General features: G+C 72.3%; 19 protein-coding genes. 12 read left to right on the forward strand and 7 right to left on the reverse strand.

Annotation, left to right across the window (positions count from 1 at the left end; translation table 11 throughout):
• Nucleotides 1-46: 46 nt before the first annotated feature.
• The 9 genes from ABT057_RS27105 (at nt 47) to lgt (ending at nt 7,016) form a co-directional block, all read left to right on the forward strand.
• Complete coding sequence (locus ABT057_RS27105; protein ID WP_352346204.1) at nt 47-697, forward strand: TIGR02234 family membrane protein; 651 nt, start codon at nt 47-49, stop codon at nt 695-697.
• 155 nt (nt 698-852) lie between these two features.
• A complete protein-coding gene (locus ABT057_RS27110) occupies nt 853-1,110 on the forward strand; it encodes an HGxxPAAW family protein (RefSeq protein ID WP_352346205.1) in 258 nt (85 codons plus the stop codon).
• 93 nt (nt 1,111-1,203) lie between these two features.
• Nucleotides 1,204-1,635 carry a DUF2752 domain-containing protein gene (locus ABT057_RS27115; RefSeq protein ID WP_352346206.1) on the forward strand — a complete coding sequence of 144 codons (432 nt, stop codon included), beginning with the start codon at nt 1,204-1,206 and terminating at the stop codon, nt 1,633-1,635.
• Between the two features lie 121 nt (nt 1,636-1,756).
• Nucleotides 1,757-2,566, forward strand: coding sequence for an indole-3-glycerol phosphate synthase TrpC (gene trpC, locus ABT057_RS27120; RefSeq protein ID WP_352346207.1), 810 nt, complete (start codon nt 1,757-1,759; stop codon nt 2,564-2,566).
• A 21-nt stretch (nt 2,567-2,587) separates the two neighbouring features.
• A complete protein-coding gene (trpM, locus tag ABT057_RS27125; protein WP_352346208.1) occupies nt 2,588-2,836 on the forward strand; it encodes a tryptophan biosynthesis modulator TrpM in 249 nt (82 codons plus the stop codon).
• 56 nt (nt 2,837-2,892) lie between these two features.
• Nucleotides 2,893-4,176 (forward strand): tryptophan synthase subunit beta, encoded by a 1,284-nt coding sequence (trpB, locus tag ABT057_RS27130; protein ID WP_352346209.1) that lies wholly within the window; start codon nt 2,893-2,895, stop codon nt 4,174-4,176.
• Nucleotides 4,173-4,991, forward strand: a complete 819-nt coding sequence (trpA, locus tag ABT057_RS27135; RefSeq protein ID WP_352346210.1) for a tryptophan synthase subunit alpha — start codon at nt 4,173-4,175, stop codon at nt 4,989-4,991. The genes trpB and trpA overlap by 4 nt, the downstream gene beginning before the upstream one ends.
• Before the next feature lie 113 nt (nt 4,992-5,104).
• Nucleotides 5,105-5,881 (forward strand): thioredoxin domain-containing protein, encoded by a 777-nt coding sequence (locus tag ABT057_RS27140; RefSeq protein WP_352346211.1) that lies wholly within the window; start codon nt 5,105-5,107, stop codon nt 5,879-5,881.
• An 82-nt stretch (nt 5,882-5,963) separates the two neighbouring features.
• Nucleotides 5,964-7,016 (forward strand): prolipoprotein diacylglyceryl transferase, encoded by a 1,053-nt coding sequence (lgt, locus tag ABT057_RS27145; RefSeq protein WP_352346212.1) that lies wholly within the window; start codon nt 5,964-5,966, stop codon nt 7,014-7,016.
• 65 nt (nt 7,017-7,081) lie between these two features.
• Here lgt and ABT057_RS27150 read toward each other — a convergent pair whose 3' ends face one another.
• The 7 genes from ABT057_RS27150 to ABT057_RS27180 are packed head-to-tail and all read right to left on the reverse strand — an operon-like array spanning nt 7,082 to nt 14,830.
• A complete protein-coding gene (locus ABT057_RS27150; RefSeq protein WP_352346213.1) occupies nt 7,082-7,915 on the reverse strand; it encodes an HpcH/HpaI aldolase/citrate lyase family protein in 834 nt (277 codons plus the stop codon).
• Nucleotides 7,912-9,117 (reverse strand): CaiB/BaiF CoA transferase family protein, encoded by a 1,206-nt coding sequence (locus tag ABT057_RS27155; RefSeq protein ID WP_352346214.1) that lies wholly within the window; start codon nt 9,115-9,117, stop codon nt 7,912-7,914. The genes ABT057_RS27150 and ABT057_RS27155 overlap by 4 nt, the downstream gene beginning before the upstream one ends.
• Nucleotides 9,114-10,007: a ribokinase gene (gene rbsK, locus ABT057_RS27160; RefSeq protein ID WP_352346215.1), complete on the reverse strand. Its 894-nt coding sequence runs from the start codon at nt 10,005-10,007 to the stop codon at nt 9,114-9,116. Before rbsK ends, ABT057_RS27155 begins: the two co-directional genes overlap by 4 nt.
• Nucleotides 10,004-11,377 (reverse strand): ADP-ribosylglycohydrolase family protein, encoded by a 1,374-nt coding sequence (locus tag ABT057_RS27165; protein WP_352346216.1) that lies wholly within the window; start codon nt 11,375-11,377, stop codon nt 10,004-10,006. Before ABT057_RS27165 ends, rbsK begins: the two co-directional genes overlap by 4 nt.
• Nucleotides 11,365-12,549 carry an ADP-ribosylglycohydrolase family protein gene (locus tag ABT057_RS27170; RefSeq protein WP_352346217.1) on the reverse strand — a complete coding sequence of 395 codons (1,185 nt, stop codon included), beginning with the start codon at nt 12,547-12,549 and terminating at the stop codon, nt 11,365-11,367. Before ABT057_RS27170 ends, ABT057_RS27165 begins: the two co-directional genes overlap by 13 nt.
• Before the next feature lie 8 nt (nt 12,550-12,557).
• Nucleotides 12,558-13,775, reverse strand: coding sequence for an ADP-ribosylglycohydrolase family protein (locus ABT057_RS27175; RefSeq protein WP_352346218.1), 1,218 nt, complete (start codon nt 13,773-13,775; stop codon nt 12,558-12,560).
• Nucleotides 13,772-14,830 (reverse strand): ADP-ribosylglycohydrolase family protein, encoded by a 1,059-nt coding sequence (locus tag ABT057_RS27180; RefSeq protein WP_352346219.1) that lies wholly within the window; start codon nt 14,828-14,830, stop codon nt 13,772-13,774. The genes ABT057_RS27175 and ABT057_RS27180 overlap by 4 nt, the downstream gene beginning before the upstream one ends.
• Before the next feature lie 241 nt (nt 14,831-15,071).
• Between ABT057_RS27180 and ABT057_RS27185 the strand changes: the two genes are divergently transcribed.
• The 3 genes from ABT057_RS27185 (at nt 15,072) to ABT057_RS27195 (ending at nt 22,267) form a co-directional block, all read left to right on the forward strand.
• Nucleotides 15,072-15,803: a VIT1/CCC1 transporter family protein gene (locus ABT057_RS27185; RefSeq protein WP_352346220.1), complete on the forward strand. Its 732-nt coding sequence runs from the start codon at nt 15,072-15,074 to the stop codon at nt 15,801-15,803.
• Nucleotides 15,804-16,215: 412 nt separating this feature from the next.
• Nucleotides 16,216-20,811: a glutamate synthase large subunit gene (gene gltB, locus ABT057_RS27190; protein WP_352346221.1), complete on the forward strand. Its 4,596-nt coding sequence runs from the start codon at nt 16,216-16,218 to the stop codon at nt 20,809-20,811.
• Nucleotides 20,804-22,267 (forward strand): glutamate synthase subunit beta, encoded by a 1,464-nt coding sequence (locus ABT057_RS27195; RefSeq protein WP_352346222.1) that lies wholly within the window; start codon nt 20,804-20,806, stop codon nt 22,265-22,267. The genes gltB and ABT057_RS27195 overlap by 8 nt, the downstream gene beginning before the upstream one ends.
• Nucleotides 22,268-22,336 lie beyond the last annotated feature (69 nt).

Genomic DNA, 22,336 nt, shown 5'->3' on the forward strand with positions numbered 1-22,336 from the left:
TATCACGTGAGCCCCGGGTGACGGTTCGCCCGGGGTTCAGGCGATAGTGGTCCTCGTGACTGCTGTACCGCACTCCCGTTCCGTGTCCCCCGTCTCCGCCCGGTTCGGCCGGCTGAGCCTCGGCCTGGCGCTGCTGTTCGGCGCCATGGGCGCTGCCGTGGCCCTGCTGGCCACCCGTCAGCGCTGGTCGCAGGGCACGGCGACGGTGGCCGGCGGCGCCTTCCCGCTCACCGCGAAGGGCAGCGACGTCACGGGCGTCCCCGCGGCGCTCGCCATAGTGGGCCTCGCCGCGCTCGTCGCCGTCTTCGCCGTCCGCAGGGCCGGCCGCCTCGCGGTCTCCGCCCTCCTGGCGCTCTCCGGCGCCGGTATCGCCGCCGCGGCCCTGACCGGCGCCTCCGACGACTCCGCGCTCGACGAGCAGGCCGCGAAGGCCTCCGGCGACACCTCGGCCACCGTCGCCTCCTTCAGCCACACCGCCTGGCCCTACGTCGCGTTCGTCGGCGGCGTCCTGATCCTCCTCGCCGGCCTGCTCGCCCTGCGCTACGGCCGTGAGTGGCCCGCGATGTCCGGCCGCTACGAGCGGGACGGCACCCCCCGCCGGCGCCGCGTGGCACGGCCCGTCGATCCCGACCGGCCGGAGGAGATCTGGAAGGCCCTGGACCGCGGCGAGGACCCCACGGGTGCCGACCCGGCGTGACCGCCGCAGGGCACGAGAACGCGGCTCGGTTTCCGATGTGGTGAACCAGACGCGACCGGAAGCCACCCCCGCGTCCCGTACGCGCGCGCGTACGGGACAATGGACGACGAGCGTCCGGCTCGGACGGAAACATGGACAGCAACGAGGAGCAAGTCATGGCGGGCAGCAGCCACGGACACACCCCGGCCGCCTGGACCGGTGTCACCATCGCCTTCATCGGTTTCTGCGTGGCGGGCGCGTTCATGGTGATGGCCCAGCCGGTGGGCTTCTGGGCCGGCATGGTGATCGTGGCCCTCGGCGGTGTCGCCGGCGCCGCGATGCGCGCGGCGGGCCTGGGCCAGCCGAAGGACGTGCACCCCGTCCACGAGGTCGCGCCGAAGGCGACCGCCGAGCCGGCGAGCGTCGAGGGCTGAGTCCCCCGACGACCCCGAACGATCCCGCGTGAGGGGCGGCCGGTACGCACACCGGCCGCCCCTCACGCGCGTGTGCGCGCCGCGCCGGGCACAATGCGAGGCGTGAACGCCCACAGTCAGAGGGTGGCCGCCAGGGCGGCGCGGCTGGCCGTGCCCGCCGGGATCCTCGCCGCGGTCGCCGGGTCCTTCGCGTACGTCGGGGCCGTCGACCCCAACGAACCCGGCCACTATCCGGTCTGCCCCCTGCTGCGCTACACGGGCCTGTACTGCCCCGGCTGCGGCGGTCTGCGCAGCGCGCACGCCTTCGTGCACGGGGACCTGGCGACCGCTCTGCACGACAACGCCCTCGCCGTCGGCGCCTATCTGGGCTTCGCCGTCGTATGGGCCGTCTGGACGGTCCACGCGGCCCGCGGCCGCCCGCTGCGGATCGACCTCAGCCCCCTGCTCATGTGGTCGCTGGGCGCGTTGGTGCTGGTCTTCACGGTTGTCCGGAACTCGCCGTTCGGTGGCTGGCTGCACCCTTGATGGGGGGTGAATGTCCAGGTATTGGGACCGCCGTCCACCGGATGCGAGGGCTCCGCCTTCCTCCGGATACCATCGCAGTGACCACCGTTCTCCACTGGTTGCCCGGAAGGGGGCCGCTCGCGTGAGTGTGCTCGACGAGATCATCGACGGAGTCCGTGCCGACCTCGCGGAGCGGCAGGCGAGCGTCAGCCTCGACGAGCTCAAGGAGCGCGCGGCCAAGGCTCCCGCCGCGAAGGACGGGGTCGCCGCTCTCCGGGGCGACGGCGTCAAGGTGATCTGCGAGGTCAAGCGCTCCAGCCCGTCCAAGGGCGCGCTGGCCGCGATCGCCGACCCGGCGGGCCTGGCCGCGGACTACGAGGCGGGCGGCGCGGCCGTCATCTCCGTCCTCACCGAACAGCGCCGCTTCGGCGGCTCGCTCGCCGACCTGGAGGCCGTCCGCGCGCGCGTGGACATCCCGGTCCTGCGCAAGGACTTCATCGTCACCTCGTACCAGCTGTGGGAGGCCCGCGCCTACGGCGCCGACCTCGCGCTGCTGATCGTCGCGGCCCTGGACCAGCCGGCCCTGGAGTCGCTGATCGAGCGTGCCGTCTCCATCGGCCTCACCCCGCTCGTCGAGGTGCACGACGAGGAGGAGGTCGACCGCGCGGTGGACGCGGGCGCCAAGGTCATCGGTGTCAACGCGCGCAACCTGAAGACCCTGGAGGTGGACCGCTCCACCTTCGAGCGGCTCGCCCCCGAGATCCCCGACCACATCGTCAAGGTCGCCGAGTCCGGCGTCCGCGGCCCGCACGACCTGATCGCGTACGCCAACGCCGGCGCCGACGCGGTCCTGGTCGGCGAGTCCCTCGTGACCGGCCGCGACCCGAAGACGGCGGTCGCCGACCTGGTGGCGGCGGGCGAGCACCCGGCACTGCGGCACGGCCGGGGCTGATCTTTCGCTAGGCTTGCTCCGATGACTCCGACGAGCCCCGAGACGACCACGGACCGGTACGCGCGCCTCGCGCGCGGCTGCCGCCCCCGTGGCTGCCGCGCGCCCGCGCGCAGGGTGCACGGCCGCAGGGTCCGGTACGTCATCGGAGACGAACCCGGACAGGTCAACGGCATGCGATGGCAGCGCCCCCTCAGGGGCGCGGGGCTCTTTTCCACGTGCGGCTGCCGCCGCGCGGGCGCGACCGGCCACAGCGGGTCCGCAGCCGACTGATCACCCCCGCCCCACGGCGAACCGTGTTGTCCCACAACTCACCGTGAGGTTTCCGCATGCCCAGCGAGTTCTTCATCCCCGACCCCGAGGGTCAGGTTCCCAGCGCCGAGGGCTACTTCGGCGCGTTCGGCGGCAAGTTCATCCCGGAGGCCCTCGTCGCCGCCGTGGACGAGGTCGCCGTCGAGTACGACAAGGCCAAGCACGACCCGGAGTTCGCCCGCGAGCTCGACGACCTGCTCGTCCACTACACGGGACGGCCGAGCTCCCTCACCGAGGTCCCCCGCTTCGCCGAACACGCCGGTGGTGCCCGGGTGTTCCTCAAGCGCGAGGACCTCAACCACACCGGCTCCCACAAGATCAACAACGTGCTCGGCCAGGCCCTGCTCACCAAGCGCATGGGCAAGACCCGCGTCATCGCCGAGACCGGCGCGGGCCAGCACGGCGTGGCCACGGCCACCGCCTGCGCCCTCTTCGGCCTCGAGTGCACGATCTACATGGGTGAGATCGACACCCGGCGCCAGGCCCTGAACGTGGCCCGGATGCGCATGCTGGGTGCCGAGGTCGTCGCCGTGAAGTCCGGCAGCCGCACCCTGAAGGACGCCATCAACGAGGCGTTCCGCGACTGGGTCGCCAACGTCGACCACACCCACTACCTCTTCGGCACGGTCGCCGGCCCGCACCCCTTCCCGGCCATGGTCCGCGACTTCCACCGGGTGATCGGCGTCGAGGCCCGCCGCCAGCTCCTGGAGCGCGCCGGACGCCTGCCCGACGCGGCCGTCGCCTGCGTCGGCGGCGGTTCCAACGCCATCGGCCTGTTCCACGCCTTCATCCCGGACGCCTCCGTCCGGCTGATCGGCTGCGAGCCGGCCGGGCACGGCGTGGAGACCGGCGAGCACGCGGCCACGCTCACCGCGGGTGAGCCCGGCATCCTGCACGGTTCGCGCTCCTACGTCCTGCAGGACGACGAGGGGCAGATCACCGAGCCGTACTCCATCTCGGCGGGCCTGGACTACCCGGGCATCGGCCCCGAGCACTCCTACCTCAAGGACAGCGGCCGCGGCGAGTACCGCGCGGTCACCGACGACGCGGCCATGCAGGCGCTGCGGCTGCTCTCGCGCACCGAGGGCATCATCCCGGCCATCGAGTCCGCGCACGCCCTCGCCGGCGCCCTGGAGGTCGGCAGGGAGCTCGGCAAGGACGGGCTGATCGTGATCAACCTGTCCGGCCGCGGCGACAAGGACATGGACACCGCCGCCCGCTACTTCGGGCTGTACGACACCGACGCCGAGGTCGCCGCCAACGCGGCCGACACCGCCGAGATCGAGGGGGACGCCAAGTGAGCGGGAACATCCATCTGCTGTCCGACTCCCTCGCCGCCGCGAAGGCCGAGGGCCGCTCCGCGCTCATCGCCTACCTCCCGGCCGGGTTCCCGACCGTGGACGGCGGCATCGAGGCGATCAAGGCCGTCTTCGACGGCGGCGCGGACGTCGTCGAGGTCGGTCTGCCGCACAGCGACCCCGTCCTCGACGGCCCGGTCATCCAGACCGCCGACGACATCGCCCTGCGCGGCGGCGTCAGGATCGCGGACGTCATGCGCACGGTGAAGGAGGCCCACGAGGCCACCGGGAAGCCGGTGCTCGTCATGACGTACTGGAACCCCATCGACCGTTACGGCGTCGAGCGGTTCACCGCCGAGCTGGCCGAGGCGGGCGGCGCGGGCTGCATCCTGCCCGACCTGCCCGTGCAGGAGTCGGCGCTGTGGAGGGAACACGCCGAGAAGCACGGCCTCGCGACGGTCTTCGTCGTGGCGCCGAGCAGCAAGGACGAGCGGCTCGCGCGGATCACCGCGGCGGGCAGCGGTTTCGTCTACGCCGCCTCGTTGATGGGGGTCACCGGCACCCGCGAGTCGGTGGGCGCGCAGGCCCAGGACCTGGTCGAGCGCACCCGGGCCACCGGCAGCGGACTGCCCGTCTGCGTCGGCCTCGGTGTCTCCAACGCCGAGCAGGCCGCCGAGGTGGCCGGCTTCGCCGACGGAGTGATCGTCGGCTCGGCCTTCGTCAAGCGGATGCTGGACGCGCCGGACGACGCGGCCGGGATCGCGGCGGTCCGGGAACTCGCGGGCGATCTGGCCAAGGGCGTGCGCCGAACGGCGTAGCGGGGCCGCGAAGACCCGTCCGACAAGGACTGGGATATTTCGTACAACTCACTCGAACGGGTGGACCTGGGACCGGGGAGGCGCAATGCGTCTCCCCGGTTCGTTCTGGGGGTGTGAGCGAGAAGAACCGTGACGGAAAGCGCACCGCCCGGGAGCGGCTGGCGGCGGAGCGCGAGAAGCAGAAGGCCGCGGAGCGGCGGCGGCGCACACTGATCGTCGGCGCGAGCGTCGTCTGCGTGCTGGGCCTGGCCGCGGTGATCGGCGTCGTCGCCGCGAACTCCGGCAAGGACGAGGACAGCGCCAAGTCCGGCCCGGTCGTCGCCCCCTCGGGGGCACAGGGCAAGGACGCCCTGGCGATCCCGGTCGGCAAGCAGAGCGCCAAGTCCACGCTCACGGTGTGGGAGGACTTCCGCTGCCCCGCCTGCAAGGCCTTCGAGACGGCGTACAGACCGACGATCCACGAGCTGACCGACTCCGGCAAGCTCAAGGTCGAGTACCACCTGGCCACCCTCATCGACGGCAACATGGGCGGCAGCGGCTCGCGCAACGCGGCCAACGCGGCGGCCTGCGCCCAGGACGCCGGCAGGTTCACCGCGTACCACGACGTGCTGTACGAGAACCAGCCGGAGGAAACCGACGACGCCTACAGCAAGAACAGCAAGCTGATCGAACTGGCGGCCAAGGCCGACGGCCTCGACACCCCCGCGTTCCGCACCTGTGTCGAGAACGGCACGCACAACAGCTGGGTGGTGAAGTCCAACCAGGCCTTCCAGGGCGGCGGCTTCGGCGGCACCCCGACCGTGCTGTTCAACGGGAAGAACATCTACCAGGACCGGACGATGACACCGGCCAAGTTCAAGCAGATGGTGGAGGAGGCCGATCAGGGGTGAGTGATTCTCCCCGGCCCGTTATGGAGCCGTAGCCGGGCCGCCCGTCGTGGGCCCGGTGCGGCAGGGTAGCGTCGACCTTGCCATGGAACTTGCCTACATTCCCAGCCCGTCGCGCGGTGTGCTGCACCTTGGCCCCATCCCGCTGCGCGGCTACGCGTTCTGCATCATCATCGGCGTCTTCGTCGCGGTCTGGCTCGGCAACAAGCGCTGGATCGCCCGCGGCGGGCGGGCCGGCACGGTGGCCGACATCTCGGTCTGGGCAGTGCCCTTCGGGCTGGTCGGAGGCCGGCTCTACCACGTGATCACGGACTACGAGCTCTACTTCACCGAGGGCCGTGACTGGGTGGACGCCTTCAAGGTCTGGCAGGGCGGCCTGGGCATCTGGGGCGCGATCGCCCTCGGCGCCGTGGGCGCGTGGATCGGCTGCCGCCGCAGAGGCATCGCGCTGCCCGCCTACGCCGACGCCATCGCTCCCGGTATCGCCCTCGCGCAGGCCATCGGCCGCTGGGGCAACTGGTTCAACCAGGAGCTGTACGGCAAGCCGACCGACCTGCCCTGGGCCCTGCACATCACGTCCTCCGCGGACGGCCGGGTGCCGGGCTACTACCACCCGACGTTCCTCTACGAGTCGCTGTGGTGCATCGGCGTCGCGCTCCTCGTCATCTGGGCGGACCGCCGCTTCAAGCTGGGGCACGGCAGGGCGTTCGCGCTGTACGTCGCCGCGTACTGCGCGGGGCGCGGCTGGATCGAGTACATGCGCATCGACGACGCCCACCACATCCTGGGCGTCCGGCTCAACGTGTGGACCGCGATCATCGTGGGCCTGCTCGCGGTGACGTACATCGTGGTGTCGGCGAAGAAGCGGCCGGGCCGGGAAGAGGTCGTCGAGCCCGATGCCTCCGGCGGTGACGCCGGTGGCGAGAAGGCCGAGGGCGAGTCGGCGGAATCGTCGGAGCCCGCGCCTGCGAAGGACGAGGCCGAGGCCGAGAAGGAAGCCAAGGCCGAAGCCGGGACCGAAGCCAAGGCAGACACCAAAGCCGAGACCGAAGCCGAGACCAAGTCCGCGGACGAGACCGAGCTCGAAGCAAAGGTCGAGGTCAAGGACGAGGCAGAGTCGGCGGGCAAGAAGAGCTGACGGCTGTTGACATGACGTCGAGGGCGTCCGGGGTTCGCCCGGGCGCCCTCGACGTGTGTGGAGGATCAGAGGCGGTGCGCCAGTGACAGGGTGCGCTGGGCCGCCGCCACCACGGCCGCGTCGATGAAGCGGCCGTCCGGCAGGGCCTGGGCGCCCTGTTCGGCGACCGCCGCCTTGACGATCGTCTCCGCCTCGTCCAGTTCCTGCTCGGTGGGCAGATAGGCGCGCTCGATGATCGGGAGCTGGCGTGGGTGGATCGCGGCGCGGCCCAGGAAACCGAGGGTGCGGCCGTGGGCACAGGACGCGGCGAGGCCGTTCAGGTCCCGGGTGTCGGGGTGGACGGACTGCGGCGGCGGGGCGAGGCCCGCGGCCCGGGCGGCGACGATCACCCGGGAGCGGGACCAGTCCAGACCCGCGTCGGCGCGGATACCCAGGTCGGCGCGGAGGTCGGCCTCACCGAGGGCGATGCCCCGCAGGGCGGGGTGCGCGGAGGCGATGGCGTAGGCCTGTTCGACGCCGAGGGCGCTCTCCAGGAGGGCATACAGCGGGGGTGCTCCGCCGTCGGCCGGGGCGGTGGTCTCGGCGATGCGGATGATCTGCTGCGGGGAGGTGGCTTTCGGCAGGCGCAGGCCGCGGACGCCGGGCAGGGCGGCCACCGCCTGGAGGTCGGCGGAGGCCAGGGGCCCGTCGAGGGCGTTCACCCGGACGTGGACCGGCACCGGCTGGGGCTCGGAGAGGCGCTCGGCGGTGGCCTTGCGGGCGTAGGCCTTGCGGTCGGGGGCGACCGCGTCCTCCAGGTCGATGATGACGACGTCGGCGCCGGAGACGAGGGCCTTGCTGACGGTGTGGGGCCGGTCGCCGGGGGCGTACAGCCAGGTCAGGGCGGTCCGCACGGTCATACGGCCCCCTCCGCGCGCAGGGCCGTCACCTCGGCCGCCGTCAGCCCCAGTTCCGTCAGGACCTCGTCCGTGTCGGCTCCGTGCGGGCGGCCGGACCAGCGGATCGCGCCGGGGGTCGAGGAGAGCCGGAAGAGGACGTTCTGCATGCGGATCCGGCCGAGTTCGGGGTCGTCGACGGCGGTGACCGTGCCGAGGGCCTGGTACTGGGGGTCGGCCATCACGTCCCGTACGTCCTGGACCGGGGCGACGGCGGCCTCCGCCTTCTCGAACGCGGCGAGCACCTCGGTGCGGGGACGGGCGGCGATCCAGGTGCCGACGGCCGCGTCGAGGACGTCGGCGTGGGCGGCTCGTTCGGCGCCCGTCGCGAACCAGGGCTCGTCGATCAGGTCGGGGCGGCCGACCAGGCGCATCACGCGTTCCGCGATCGACTGGGCGGAGGTCGAGACGGCGACCCAGGTGCCGTCGGCCGTGCGGTAGGTGTTGCGCGGGGCGTTGTTGGCGGAGCGGTTTCCGGTGCGCCGCTGGACGTATCCCAGCTGGTCGTACCAGAGGGGCTGCGGGCCGAGGACCGCGAGCATCGGCTCGATGATCGCCATGTCCACGACCTGGCCGGCGCCGGTGCGGTCGCGGGCGGCGAGGGCGGTCAGGACGGCGTAGGCCGTGGCCAGGCCGGTGATGGAGTCGGCGAGGCCGAAGGGCGGCAGCGTCGGGGGTGCGTCCGGTTCGCCGGTGACCGCGGCGAAGCCGCTCATCGCCTCGGCGAGGGTGCCGAAACCGGGCCGGTGGGCGTAGGGGCCGAACTGGCCGAAGGCGGTGACCCGGGTGAGGATCAGGCGGGGGTTGACGGTGGACAGCTCCTCCCAGCCCAGGTCCCACTTCTCCAGGGTGCCCGGGCGGAAGTTCTCGATGATCACGTCGGCGCCGGCGGCGAGGCGCAGGAGGACGGCGCGGCCGCCGGGGCGGGAAAGGTCCAGGGTGATCGCGCGCTTGTTGCGGCCGAGGTGCTTCCACCACAGTCCGATGCCGTCCTTGGCGGGGCCGTGCCCGCGGGAGGGGTCGGGTTTCGCGGGGTGCTCGACCTTGACGACCTCGGCGCCGAAGTCGCCGAGCAGGGTGGCCGCGAGGGGACCGGCGAAGAGGGTGGCCAGGTCGAGGACGCGCAGGCCGTGCAGGGGGGTCGTGGGGCTGGTCGTCTCGGTCATGAGGTGTGCTGCTTCTCGATCTCGGAGCGGTACGGCATCGAGGCGGAGGCGCCCGGCCGCTGGACCGAGAGGGCCGCCGCGGCCGCCGCCCAGGCCAGGGCCTCCCGTACGGGACGGTCCTCGCCGAGCGCCACAGCCAGCGCGCCGACGAAGGTGTCGCCCGCGCCGGTGGAGTCGACGGCGGTGACCTGCGGGGCGGGGACGGTCAGGGGTTCCGCGCCGCGCGTCGCGTAGAGGCTGCCGGCCGCGCCGAGGGTGACGACGACCTCCGGGACACTGTTCAGCAGGGCGGCGGCCGCCTCGCGGGGGTCGGTGTGGCCGGTGAGGGCGGTGGCCTCGTGCTCGTTGGGCACCAACAGGTCGGTGGCGGCGAGGAGTCCGGGCGGGAGCGGCTGGGCGGGGGCCGGGGTGAGGATCGTGCGGACGCCGTGGGCGCGGGCCGCGCGGGCTCCCGCGACGACGGCGGGCAGGGGGATCTCCAGCTGGAGGAGGAGCACGTCGGCGGAGGCGATGAGGCCCTCGTCGCCGGGGGCGAGGTGGTCGACGGTGGCGTTGGCGCCGGGGACGACGACGATCGAGTTGCCGCCCTCGTCGTCCACGACGATGTGCGCGGTGCCGGAGGGGAACTCGACGGTGCGCAGATGGTCGGTGTTCACACCGCCGTGCTCCAGGGCGGAGCGCAGACGGGCGCCGAAGGAGTCGTTGCCGACCGCGCCGATCATCGAGACGGTACCGCCGGCGTGGGAGGCGGCGACCGCCTGGTTGGCTCCCTTGCCGCCGGGGACCGTACGGAACTCCCGTCCCGTCACGGTCTCCCCGCGCTGCGGGGCCTTCTCGACGTAGGCGACCAGGTCCATGTTCGTGCTGCCGAGCACGACGATGTCGGTCATGGGCGTGATGCCTCCCGGTGGGTGAGGGACCAGGTGAGATGGGCGAGGGTGTCGAAGCCGGTGCCGTCGAAGCCGGCGACGGAGGTGGCGAGGCGGTTGCGGAGAGGTGCCGTCCAGCGGGCGGGGAGGGCGGCGGGGTCGCCGGTGAGGAGGGCGGCGATGCCGCCGGCCGTCGCGCCGTTCGAGTCGGTGTCCCAGCCGCCGGACACGGCGCGCGCGATGGAGCCGGTGAAGTCGCCGTTCGCGTGGGTGAGGGCGGCGGCGACCAGGGCGGTGTTGGGGACGGCGTGCACCCAGTGGGTGCCCTTGTGGGTGGTGTGGAGTTCGTCCACGACCGTGTCGAAGTCCGCCGGGGATTCCGCGAGCTGGAGGGCGTGGGTGACCGCTTTCGCGAGGCGGGAGCGGGGTGGGACCACGGTGAGGCCGGTGCGCAGGCAGCTGTGGACGTCATGGGCGCCGGTGGCCGCGGTCGCGATGGTGGCCGCCGTGAACATCGCGGCGTAGACGCCGTTGGCGGTGTGGGTGAGGGTGGCGTCGCGGTGGGCCTGTTCGGCCGCGGCGGCCGGGTCGCCGGGGTTGGTCCAGCCGTGGACGTCGGCGCGGATGACGGCGCCGATCCATTCGCGGAACGGGTTGCGGTGGCGGGCGGTGTGCGGGGGTTCGATGCCGGAGAGGAGGTTGCGGTAGGCGACGCGTTCGGCGGTGAAGGTGCGGCCCGCGGGGAGTTCGTCGAGCCACAGTCCCGCCACGTCGTCGGTGGTGAAGTTCCGCCCGTGACGCCCGAGCAGGAGGAGGTTGAGGAGGGGGTAGTTGAGGTCGTCGTCCTCCGGCATGCCGTCGATGTTCTCGGCGAGGGAGGTGGCTGCCGAGCGGCGGTTCCAGGGGTGGGCGGCGAGGAGCGCGCCGGGGACTCCGCGGGCCGTGAAGTAGCTGTTCGGGGGCCAGTTGCCGACGGCCCTGGCGAGGGCCCTGATGGCGTCCAGAGGAAGTTTCTCGACGGGTTTGCCCAGGAGGCAGCCTGCCGCTCTGCCCACCCAGGCCGCCTCCAGGGCTGACTGCGTGGGGGCTGGGCGGACAGGGGCCCGGCGAGGCCAGTCGGCGCAGCGCTCCCTGATGCCCTCCAGGTCCGTGGGCTCGTCGTCGGCCAGTCTGCCGGGGAGGTCCGCGAGTTCGTCCAGGAGGTCTTCGGCCAGTTGGCGCAGGTAGCGGGTGGCGCGCTCGGGGGAGGCGCCCGCCCGGTCCGGGGCCTCCGGGCCTCCCGCCGCTCGCCAGCGGGCCGCGATCGCCCAGGGCTCCCGGCCGTCCTCCGCCGCCTGGCGGAGTTCGTGGCCCAGGAGGTCTTCCGGCTGGACCCAGGTCAGGCGGAGCATTCCGGGCCTCCGGGAAGGGTGTCTGCGAGAAGGGTGCTGAAGGCCGTCTCGTGGGACCGGCGTCGGCGGGTGTCCTGGGCGAAGACGTGGCGGGTGACCTCCGCGAGGGCGCGGGGCGGTGCCCAGAGGTCCAGGCGGCTCGCCTCGGCCACCCGCTTCGACCAGTCGTCCGGGACGGGGGAGCCCAGGGCACCGGCGATCGCACCCGCCATCGTCGCGATGGAGTCGCAGTCGCGGCCGTAGTTCACCGCGCCGAGGACCGCCCGGCGGTAGTCGCCGTCGGCCACGACCAACATGCCCAGCGCGATGGGGAGTTCCTCGATCGCGTGCAGGCGGGAGGGACGGCGGGCGGCCAGGGAGGGCTGCCGGTAGTCGGGGCCCACGGTGTCGTAGGGGGCCACGGCCGAGCGGAGCGGGCGCAGCGCCGACTCGAACTCCCGGTGGCGGGCCGCCTCTTCGCAGACCTTCTCGATCGCCTCGCGGGTGCCGTCCTTCGCCAGGGACAGGCAGGCCGACACGACGGACCGCGGTGTCGCGTCCGGTGCGCAGGCCGCCGCGACCGCCGCCGCGAACACTCCCGCCGCCTCACGGCCGTACGACGACTGGTGGGCGCCCGCGATGTCCAGGGCCTCGGCGTAGGCTCCCGCCGGGTTGGCCGCGTTGACCAGGCCGACCGGCGCCATGTACATCGCCGCGCCGCAGTTGACGATGTTGCCGACGCCGGCCTCCCGGGGATCGGCATGGCCGTAGTGGAGGCGGGCGACGAGCCATTTCTCCGCGAGGAAGATCCGGTGGAGGGGGAGGGCCTCCTGCTCCAGTTCCGGGATCCAGCGGGGGGTGGTCATCAGGTCCGGGACCAGGTGCTCGGCGATGGTGTACGCGTCCAGGTGGTCCCGGACTTCCGCGTAGACCCTGATCAGCGCATGCGTCATCAAGGTGTCGTCGGTGACGTGGCCGTCGCCCTTGTGGTACGGGGCGAGGGGGCGGGCGGTGCGCCAGGCGTCGCCGTTCCAGGGGCCGACGATGCCGCGGACGCGGCCGCCGTGGCGTTCGGCGATCTGGTCGGGGGAGTAGCCCTCGACGGGGCCGCCGAGGGCGTCGCCGACCGCCGCGCCCACGAGGGCCCCGGTGATCCGTTCCTCGAGAGTGCTTTCTGAGTCTTTGGGCGTCATGCCCCGAATCATCCTCCTGGTGGGGCCGGTTGTGCGGCTTCCAGGAGTCCGGCGAGTTCCACCAGGTCGGTGCCGGTGAGGCGGGGGAGGACGCAGCCGGGGAGAGGGCGGCAGGTGTCCCGCCAGGCGGCGGGGATCGTCGCGCCGCCGCCCAGCGCGCCGGTCAGCGCGCCCGCGAGGGCCGGGGCCGAGTCCGCGACGCGGGAGAGGCAGGCGGCCGCCGGGACCGCTTCGGAGATACGGCCGCGGGAGGCGGTGACGAGGGCGAGGGCCACCGGGACCGTCTCGGCGGCCGCGATGCCGTAGCTGTAGACGTGGTCGACGATCTGGTGTTCCAGGAGCGGGACCAGGGCGAAGGCGCTCTCCGTGCCGCGCGCGAGTTCGAGGGCGTGGCGGGCGTTGCGGCCGATCTCGGTGTGGTCGGGGAGTTCGGCGAGAGCCGCGGTCACGCAGGCGTCGGGGCGTGTGCCGACGAGGGCCAGCGCGACGGCCGCCGCCATCGCCCGGGCGCCGTGCACGCCGTCGCCGTCCTGGGTGTAGCGGGCGTCGAACTCGGCGAGCTCGGCGGCGCGTCCGGGGTCGCCGGGGTGGGCCACCGCGAGCACGCAGGCGCGTACGCAGGCGGCGTCGTCGAAGTAGTGGGGGTTGTCGTGACCGGTGGCCGGGGGACGCAGGCCCGCGGCGAGGTTGCCGAGGCCGGCCCGGACGGAGATACGGGCGCGCAGGGGGAGGACCGCGGACTCGATCTCGGGGGCGCGGTCCGCCGCCGCGGCGACCTCGCCGGCGAGGGCGTTCCAGGTGAGGTCGATGGCGGCACGCATACGGCGTTCCCGGCTGAGGTCGCCGAGGGCGGTGTCGTCTCCGGCCCGCAGGACCGCCTCCGCGGCGAACGCCGCCCATTCGGCGTCGTCGGAGGGGCCGAGGCGGAGGGGCTCGGGGGGTTGGTTGAGGGCGATGGGGACGGGGAGGGTGGTGGTGGCGTTGTGCTCGGCGAAGGTGTCGAGCTCGCGGGTGAGGCGGCGGGTCCACTCGGGCATGCGGGCGGCGCGGTGGCGGGCGGCGGGCCAGCCGGCGGCGTCGCCCGCGGCGAGCCCGAGGAGGAGACCCTCGATGCGGCGCGGGTGGGCGGTAGGTGCCCCGGCCTCGACGGCCTGGGGTGTGCGGGGCTCCGCCGTCACCGCCGCGCCGGTCGTCGCCCCCTCGCCCAACGGTCCCGGTGGTCTCATGTGTGTGCCTCCGCCATGTCGTTCGGGTGCTCTCGGCGCAGCAGTTCCGACACCGACTCCGGTACCACCAGGCCCTCTCCCCACTTGCCGCCCTCCTCAGGCACCAGTAGCTCCGCCACGTCCAGCACGTGGTGGCCGGCCATGGAGGGGAGGCAGCTTCCCCTGGCCGGGCCGATCGCCGCCGCCCAGGCGGCGGGGACGGCCGCGACGCCCCGGGTCGCCCCGGCCAGCGCGCCCGCCAGCGCCGCGGTCGTGTCGGCGTCGCGGCCCATGTTGACGGCCGTGAGGACCGCCTCGGCGAAGTCGCCGTCCGCCGCCGCGTACGCCCCGAAGGCGAGGGCCACGGCCTCGGGGGCGAGGTCGGTCCACGGATAGCCGCCGATGACGACGGCGGAGCGGACCGCGCGTTCGCCGCGGTGGGCCACCGCCACCGCGCGCCGCAGGGAGCGAGCCGTCCAGGAGTCCTCCGGGACCACGGCCAGGGCGGAGGCGACCACGGCGATCGTGGACGCGCCCCCCATCGCCGCCGCGACCCCCGCCGCGACGGCCTGGCCGCCGTAGATGCCCTCGCCCTCGTGGCTCACCGAACCGTCGACGGCGACGAGGCGGGCCGCCTCCGCCGGGCGGCCCGCGGCGAAGACACCGAAGGGTGCCGCCCGCATCGCGAGGCCGTCGCTCCATGCGTGCCGGTGCTGGGCGGAGATGGGTGCGGCCAGGCCCCGGCGGAGGTTCTCCAGGGTGCCGCGTTCGCTGAAGCCGGCGCCGCGGAAGGGGCCCTCGTCGCGGTCGGCGATCCACTGGTGCCAGGCCGTCTCCACGTGGGTGGGGGTCAGCGCCGATCCGTGGCGGGCCAGGAGCAGGCCCGAGAAGATCGTGTATTCCGTGTCGTCCGTGCCGGCCGGGGTGTCCGTCACGTAGCCCGTGATGCGGCCCCAGCGGGCGCGGATCTCGGACGGCTTCATGTTCTCGGCCGGTGCGCCCAGCGCGTCGCCCACGGCGAGGCCGAGCAGGGCGCCGCGGGCCCGTTCGCGGATCGATGCCAGATGCGATGCCATGCGCGATATGTCCCACCATCGGCGGTTGACCTGAGCCTGGGACGCCCTTATGTCACCCGGTCGACATTTGTGCGGCCCCCCGATCGAATGAGCGATCGAGGGGAAACGTGCAGGTTAGGGCATCCTCGCCTTGCTGGCGGGCGGGGACTGGTGAGCGTACTTTGTTTGTTGTCATAGATTAGAACAGATCTAAAGTTAGCTTTGCCTTGGCTTTCTTCGCCTCGGCTGTCTGGGGGATCCCGTGGCCATCATCGAACTCGAGGCGCCGCTGCACGAGGCGCACCGTGACAACCACACGCACCGTGACATCAACGGCGGCTGGCTGCGGCCCGCCGTCTTCGGCGCCATGGACGGCCTCGTGTCCAACCTCGCCCTGATGACCGGCGTGGCCGGCGGGGCGGTGAGCCCGCAGACCGTCGTGCTGACCGGGCTGGCCGGGCTCGCCGCCGGCGCCTTCTCCATGGCCGCCGGTGAGTACACCTCCGTCGCCTCGCAGCGTGAACTCGTCGAGGCCGAGCTGGACGTCGAACGCCGGGAGCTGCGGAAGCACCCGAAGGACGAGGAGGCCGAGCTGGCTGCGCTGTACCAGGCGCGCGGGGTCGAGCCGGAGCTCGCGCGGCAGGTCGCGCAGCAGCTCTCCCGTGATCCCGAGCAGGCCCTCGAGATCCACGCCCGTGAAGAGCTGGGCATCGACCCGTCCGACCTGCCTTCGCCGCTGGTCGCCGCCGTGTCCAGCTTCGGGGCGTTCGCGCTCGGCGCGCTGCTGCCCGTCCTGCCGTATCTGCTCGGTGCGAGCACCCTGTGGCCGGCCGTGCTGCTGGCGCTGTTCGGGCTGTTCGCGTGCGGTGCCGTGGTGGCCCGGGTGACTGCGCGGACCTGGTGGTTCAGCGGTCTGAGGCAGCTCGCGCTCGGTGGGGCCGCGGCCGGTGTGACGTACGCCCTGGGCAGTTTCTTCGGTACCGCCGTAGGATAGTCCGGCCGCTATTTATGCGTGCGGCCGCATAAATAGCCGTTACCGACTGGTTTCGAGTGCTTAACCAGTGGGCATGAGCCGTAAGCGCTGCGGGCAACGAGGCCTGCGGCGCGCTCGCGGGGTGGGTGAAGGCGCCCGCTCCGCCGTCCGGGCCGACGGATGCCGATCTGATCGATCTCGTCCCGTTCGGTCCCCCATACATTTCAGCCACGCTCGCGGTACCCCTGCCGCGGGCCGATGGCGTCCGCATGCTGGAACGCAGTATCCGGTTCCCGAGAACCGCTCCATCATGTAACCTGCACGAAATTTTGCGCTCACGCAGAGGGCCAGCGTCGTCCCTTGCATGCCGCTCCCTCAGGCCTCAAGGGCCCGGGGGGACCTTCAGCCACTTGAGACGACGACGGGAGAGCCGATGCGTACGCCGCGCCAGCCGTCCCAGCATTCCGCGAATGGCCAGAACTGGTCCTTCATGGATGCTCGCCCTGCTGCGCAGGGTATGTACGACCCCCGCAACGAGCACGACGCCTGTGGCGTCGGCTTCGTGGCCAACCTCACCGGCGAGGCGAGCCACACGCTGGTCGAGCAGGCGCTCACCGTTCTGCGCAACCTCGAACACCGTGGCGCCACCGGCTCCGAGCCGGACTCCGGCGACGGCGCGGGCATCCTCACCCAGGTCCCCGACGCGTTCTTCCGCGAGGTGGCCGGTTTCGAGCTGCCCGAGGCCGGCGGGTACGCCGTCGGTATCGCCTTCCTCCCCGAGGACGGCATGCAGGACACCGTCTCGCGGATCGATACGATCGCCGCGGACGAGGGCCTCACCGTCCTCGGCTGGCGCGAGGTCCCCGTCGCGCCCGAGCTGCTCGGCGCCACCGCCCGCTCCACCATGCCGGCCTTCCGGCAGATATTCGTGACGGACGGTTCCAGCCAGGGCATCGCCCTCGACCGCAAGGCGTTCGTGCTGCGCAAGCGCGCCGAGCGCGAGGCCGGCGTGTACTTCCCGTCGCTGTCCGCGCGGACGATCGTCTACAAGGGCATGCTGACCACCGGCCAGCTCGAGCCCTTCTTCCCGGACCTGTCCGACCGCCGCTTCGCCTCGGCCGTGTCGCTCGTCCACTCGCGTTTCTCCACGAACACCTTCCCGTCGTGGCCGCTCGCGCACCCGTACCGCTTCGTCGCGCACAACGGTGAGATCAACACCGTCAAGGGCAACCGCAACTGGATGGCGGCCCGCGAGTCCCAGATCGTCTCCGACGTCTTCGGCGACCAGGACACGATCGACCGCGTCTTCCCGATCTGCACCCCGGAAGCCTCCGACTCGGCCTCCTTCGACGAGGTGCTCGAGCTGCTCCACCTCGGCGGCCGCTCGCTGCCGCACTCCGTGCTGATGATGATCCCGGAGGCGTGGGAGAACCACGACTCCATGGACCCGGCCCGCCGCGCCTTCTACCAGTTCCACTCCACGATGATGGAGCCCTGGGACGGCCCGGCCTGCGTCACCTTCACCGACGGCACCCAGGTCGGCGCGGTCCTCGACCGCAACGGTCTGCGCCCCGGCCGCTACTGGGTCACCGACGAGGGCCTCGTCGTCCTCGGCTCCGAGGTCGGCGTCCTCGACATCGACCCCGCCAGGGTCGTCCGCAAGGGCCGCCTCCAGCCCGGCCGGATGTTCCTCGTCGACACCGCCGAGCACCGCATCATCGAGGACGACGAGATCAAGGCGGAGCTCGCCGCGGCGGCGCCCTACGCCGAGTGGCTCGAGGCCGGCGAGATCGAACTGGGCGACCTGCCCGAGCGCGAGCACATCGTGCACACCCACGCCTCCGTCACCCGCCGCCAGCAGACCTTCGGCTACACCGAGGAGGAGCTGCGCGTCATCCTCGCGCCGATGGCCAAGGCCGGCGCCGAGCCGATCGGCTCGATGGGCACCGACTCGCCGATCGCCGCGCTGTCCTCCCGCCCGCGCCTGCTGTTCGACTACTTCACCCAGCTGTTCGCGCAGGTCACCAACCCTCCGCTGGACGCGATCCGGGAGGAGCTGGTCACCTCCCTGCGCTCGTCGCTCGGTCCCGAGGGCAACATCCTCGAGCCGACGGCCGCCTCCTGTCGCAGCGTCACCCTGCCCTTCCCGGTGATCGACAACGACGAGCTGGCCAAGCTCATCCACATCAACGCCGACGGCGACATGCCCGGCTTCAAGGCCGCCACCCTGTCGGGCCTGTACCGGGTGCACGGCGGCGGTGACGCGCTGGCCGCCCGGCTCGAGGAGATCTGCACCGAGGCCGACGCCGCGATAGACAACGGCGCCCGCCTGATCGTCCTGTCGGACCGGCACTCGGACGCCGAGCACGCGCCGATCCCGTCGCTGCTGCTCACCGCGGCCGTCCACCACCACCTCATCCGCACCAAGCAGCGCACCCAGGTCGGTCTGCTGGTCGAGGCCGGTGACGTCCGCGAGGTCCACCACGTCGCCCTGCTGATCGGTTTCGGCGCCGCCGCCGTCAACCCGTACCTGGCGATGGAGTCCGTCGAGGACCTGCTGCGCGCGGGCACCTTCCTGAACGGCCTCGAGCCCGAGCAGGCCATCCGCAACCTGATCTACGCCCTCGGCAAGGGCGTGCTGAAGGTCATGTCCAAGATGGGCATCTCCACCGTCGCCTCCTACCGCGGCGCCCAGGTCTTCGAGGCCGTCGGTCTCGACGACGCCTTCGTCGCCAAGTACTTCAGCGGCACCGCCACCAAGATCGGCGGTGTGGGCATCGACGTCGTCGCCAAGGAGGTCGCCGCCCGCCACGCCAAGGCCTACCCGGCGTCCGGCATCGCGCCGGCCCACCGCGCGCTGGAGATCGGCGGCGAGTACCAGTGGCGCCGCGAGGGCGAGCCGCATCTGTTCGACCCGGAGACGGTCTTCCGCCTCCAGCACTCGACGCGCACGGGCCGCTTCGACATCTTCAAGAAGTACACGGACCGCGTGAACGAGCAGTCCGAGCGGCTGATGACCCTCCGCGGGCTCTTCGGCTTCAAGTCGGACCGCCCGTCGATCTCCGTCGACGAGGTCGAGCCGGTCTCCGAGATCGTCAAGCGCTTCTCCACCGGCGCCATGTCGTACGGCTCCATCTCCAAGGAGGCGCACGAAACCCTCGCCATCGCCATGAACCAGCTGGGCGGCAAGTCCAACACCGGTGAGGGCGGCGAGGACGCGGACCGCCTGTACGACCCGGCGCGCCGTTCCGCGATCAAGCAGGTCGCCTCCGGCCGCTTCGGCGTGACGAGCGAGTACCTGGTCAACGCGGACGACATCCAGATCAAGATGGCCCAGGGCGCAAAGCCCGGCGAGGGCGGCCAGCTGCCCGGCCACAAGGTCTACCCGTGGGTCGCCAAGACCCGGCACTCCACCCCCGGTGTCGGTCTGATCTCCCCGCCGCCGCACCACGACATCTACTCCATCGAGGACCTGGCCCAGCTGATCCACGACCTGAAGAACGCGAACCCGCAGGCGCGGATCCACGTGAAGCTGGTCTCGGAGGTCGGCGTCGGCACGGTCGCCGCGGGTGTGTCGAAGGCGCACGCGGACGTCGTGCTCATCTCCGGCCACGACGGCGGTACGGGTGCCTCGCCGCTCACCTCGCTGAAGCACGCGGGCGGCCCCTGGGAGCTCGGTCTCGCCGAGACCCAGCAGACCCTGCTGCTCAACGGGCTGCGCGACCGGATCGTCGTCCAGACGGACGGACAGCTCAAGACCGGCCGTGACGTGATCATCGCCGCGCTGCTCGGCGCCGAGGAGTTCGGTTTCGCGACCGCGCCGCTCGTCGTCTCCGGCTGCGTCATGATGCGCGTCTGCCACCTGGACACCTGCCCGGTCGGCATCGCCACCCAGAACCCGGTGCTGCGCGACCGCTTCTCCGGCAAGGCCGAGTACGTGGTGAACTTCTTCCGGTTCATAGCCGAAGAGGTCCGCGAGCTCCTCGCCGAGCTGGGCTTCCGCTCGATCGAGGAGGCCGTCGGCCACGCCGAGGTCCTCGACGTCGAGCGGGCCGTCGACCACTGGAAGGCGCAGGGCCTGGACCTCGCCCCGCTGTTCTACGTGCCCGAGCTGCCCGAGGGCGCGGCCCTGCACCGGGTCATCGCCCAGGACCACGGCCTGGAGAAGGCGCTCGACAACGAGCTGATCAAGCTCGCCGCCGACGCCCTCGCCGCGGACTCCCAGGCGGACGCCCAGCCGGTGCGCGCCCAGGTCTCGATCCGCAACATCAACCGCACGGTCGGCACCATGCTCGGCCACGAGGTGACGAAGAAGTTCGGTGGCGCGGGCCTGCCCGAGGACACCATCGACATCACCTTCACGGGCAGCGCGGGCCAGTCCTTCGGCGCCTTCCTCCCGCGCGGCGTCACGCTGCGCCTGGAGGGCGACGCCAACGACTACGTCGGCAAGGGCCTCTCCGGCGGCCGGGTCATCGTCCGTCCCGACCGGGGCGCCGACCACCTCGCCGAGTTCTCGACGATCGCGGGCAACACCATCGCCTACGGCGCGACCGGCGGTGAGCTGTTCCTGCGCGGCCGCACCGGTGAGCGGTTCTGCGTCCGCAACTCCGGCGCGCTGGTCGTCTCCGAGGGCGTGGGCGACCACGGCTGCGAGTACATGACCGGCGGCCACGCGGTGGTCCTCGGCTCGACGGGCCGCAACTTCGCGGCCGGCATGTCCGGCGGTATCGCCTACGTGATCGACCTCGACCGCGACAACGTCAACGTCGGCAACCTGGACGCCGTGGAGGCGCTCGACGACGCCGACAAGCAGTGGCTGCACGACGTGGTGCGCCGCCACGCCGAGGAGACCGGTTCCACGGTCGCCGAGAAGCTGCTCGCCGACTGGGACGCGTCCGCGGAGCGCTTCAGCAAGATCATCCCCAGCACGTACAAGGCAGTGCTCGCCGCCAAGGACGCCGCCGAGCAGGCGGGACTCTCCGAGTCCGAGATCACCGAGAAGATGATGGAGGCGGCGATCAATGGCTGACCCGAAGGGCTTCCTGAACCACGGCCGTGAGGTCGCCAAGTCCCGTCCCGTCGACGTGCGGCTCAAGGACTGGAACGAGGTCTACGTCCCCGGCTCGCTGCTGCCGATCATCAGCAAGCAGGCCAGCCGGTGCATGGACTGCGGCATCCCGTTCTGCCACAACGGCTGTCCGCTGGGGAACCTGATCCCCGAGTGGAACGACTACGCCTACCGCGAGAACTGGTCGGCCGCGTCGGAGCGGCTGCACGCCACGAACAACTTCCCGGAGTTCACCGGCCGTCTGTGCCCGGCGCCCTGCGAGTCGGCGTGCGTGCTGGGCATCAACCAGCCCGCCGTGACCATCAAGAACGTCGAGGTCTCGATCATCGACAAGGCGTGGGACAGCGGCGACGTCGCCCCGCAGGCGCCCGAGCGCCTGTCCGGCAAGACCGTCGCGGTCATCGGCTCGGGCCCGGCGGGCCTGGCCGCCGCCCAGCAGCTCACCCGGGCCGGCCACACCGTCGCCGTCTACGAGCGCGCGGACCGCGTCGGAGGCCTCCTCCGGTACGGCATCCCCGAGTTCAAGATGGAGAAGCGGCACATCAACCGCCGTATCGAGCAGATGCGCGCGGAGGGCACCCGCTTCCGCACCGGTATCGAGATCGGCCGCGACCTCAAGGCGACCGACCTGAAGAAGCGGTACGACGCGATCGTCATCGCCGCCGGCGCCACGACCGCCCGCGACCTCCCCGTCCCGGGGCGGGAGCTGAAGGGCGTGTACCAGGCGATGGAGTACCTGCCCTTGGCGAACAAGGTGCAGGAGGGCGACTACGTCACCGCCCCGGTCTCGGCCGAGGGCAAGCACGTCGTCGTCATCGGCGGCGGCGACACCGGCGCGGACTGCGTGGGCACCGCCCACCGTCAGGGCGCGGCCTCCGTCACCCAGCTGGAGATCATGCCCCGCCCGGGCGACGAGCGGAACGCGGTCGCCCAGCCGTGGCCGACCTTCCCGATGCTCTACAAGATCACCTCGGCGCACGAGGAGGGCGGCGAGCGGGTCTACTCCGTCTCCACCACCCACTTCGAGGGCGACGAGGACGGCAACGTCCAGTGGCTGCACCTCACCGAGGTCGAGTTCATCGAGGGCAGGCTGACCCCGAAGCCGGGCACGGAGCGCAAGATCCCCGCCCAGCTGGTCACTCTGGCCATGGGTTTCACGGGCACCGACCGCGAGAACGGCCTGGTCGAGCAGTTCGGCCTGGACCTCGACGAGCGCGGCAACATCGCCCGCGACGCCGACTTCCAGACCAACGTGCCGGGCGTCTTCGTCGCCGGTGACGCGGGCCGCGGCCAGTCGCTCATCGTGTGGGCGATCGCCGAGGGCCGCTCGGCCGCCCGCGGCTGCGACCGGTTCCTGACCGGCGCCAGCGAACTGCCGGCGCCGATCCGTCCGACGGACCGGGCTCTCATGGTCTGACCCCGGAAGGGTCCGACCCCCAAGAACGTCCCGTACAACGGCGTACGGAACTGAAGGCGGCGCCTGTCT

This window comes from Streptomyces sp. NPDC002588, assembly GCF_040295925.1.
GTDB lineage: Bacteria > Actinomycetota > Actinomycetes > Streptomycetales > Streptomycetaceae > Streptomyces.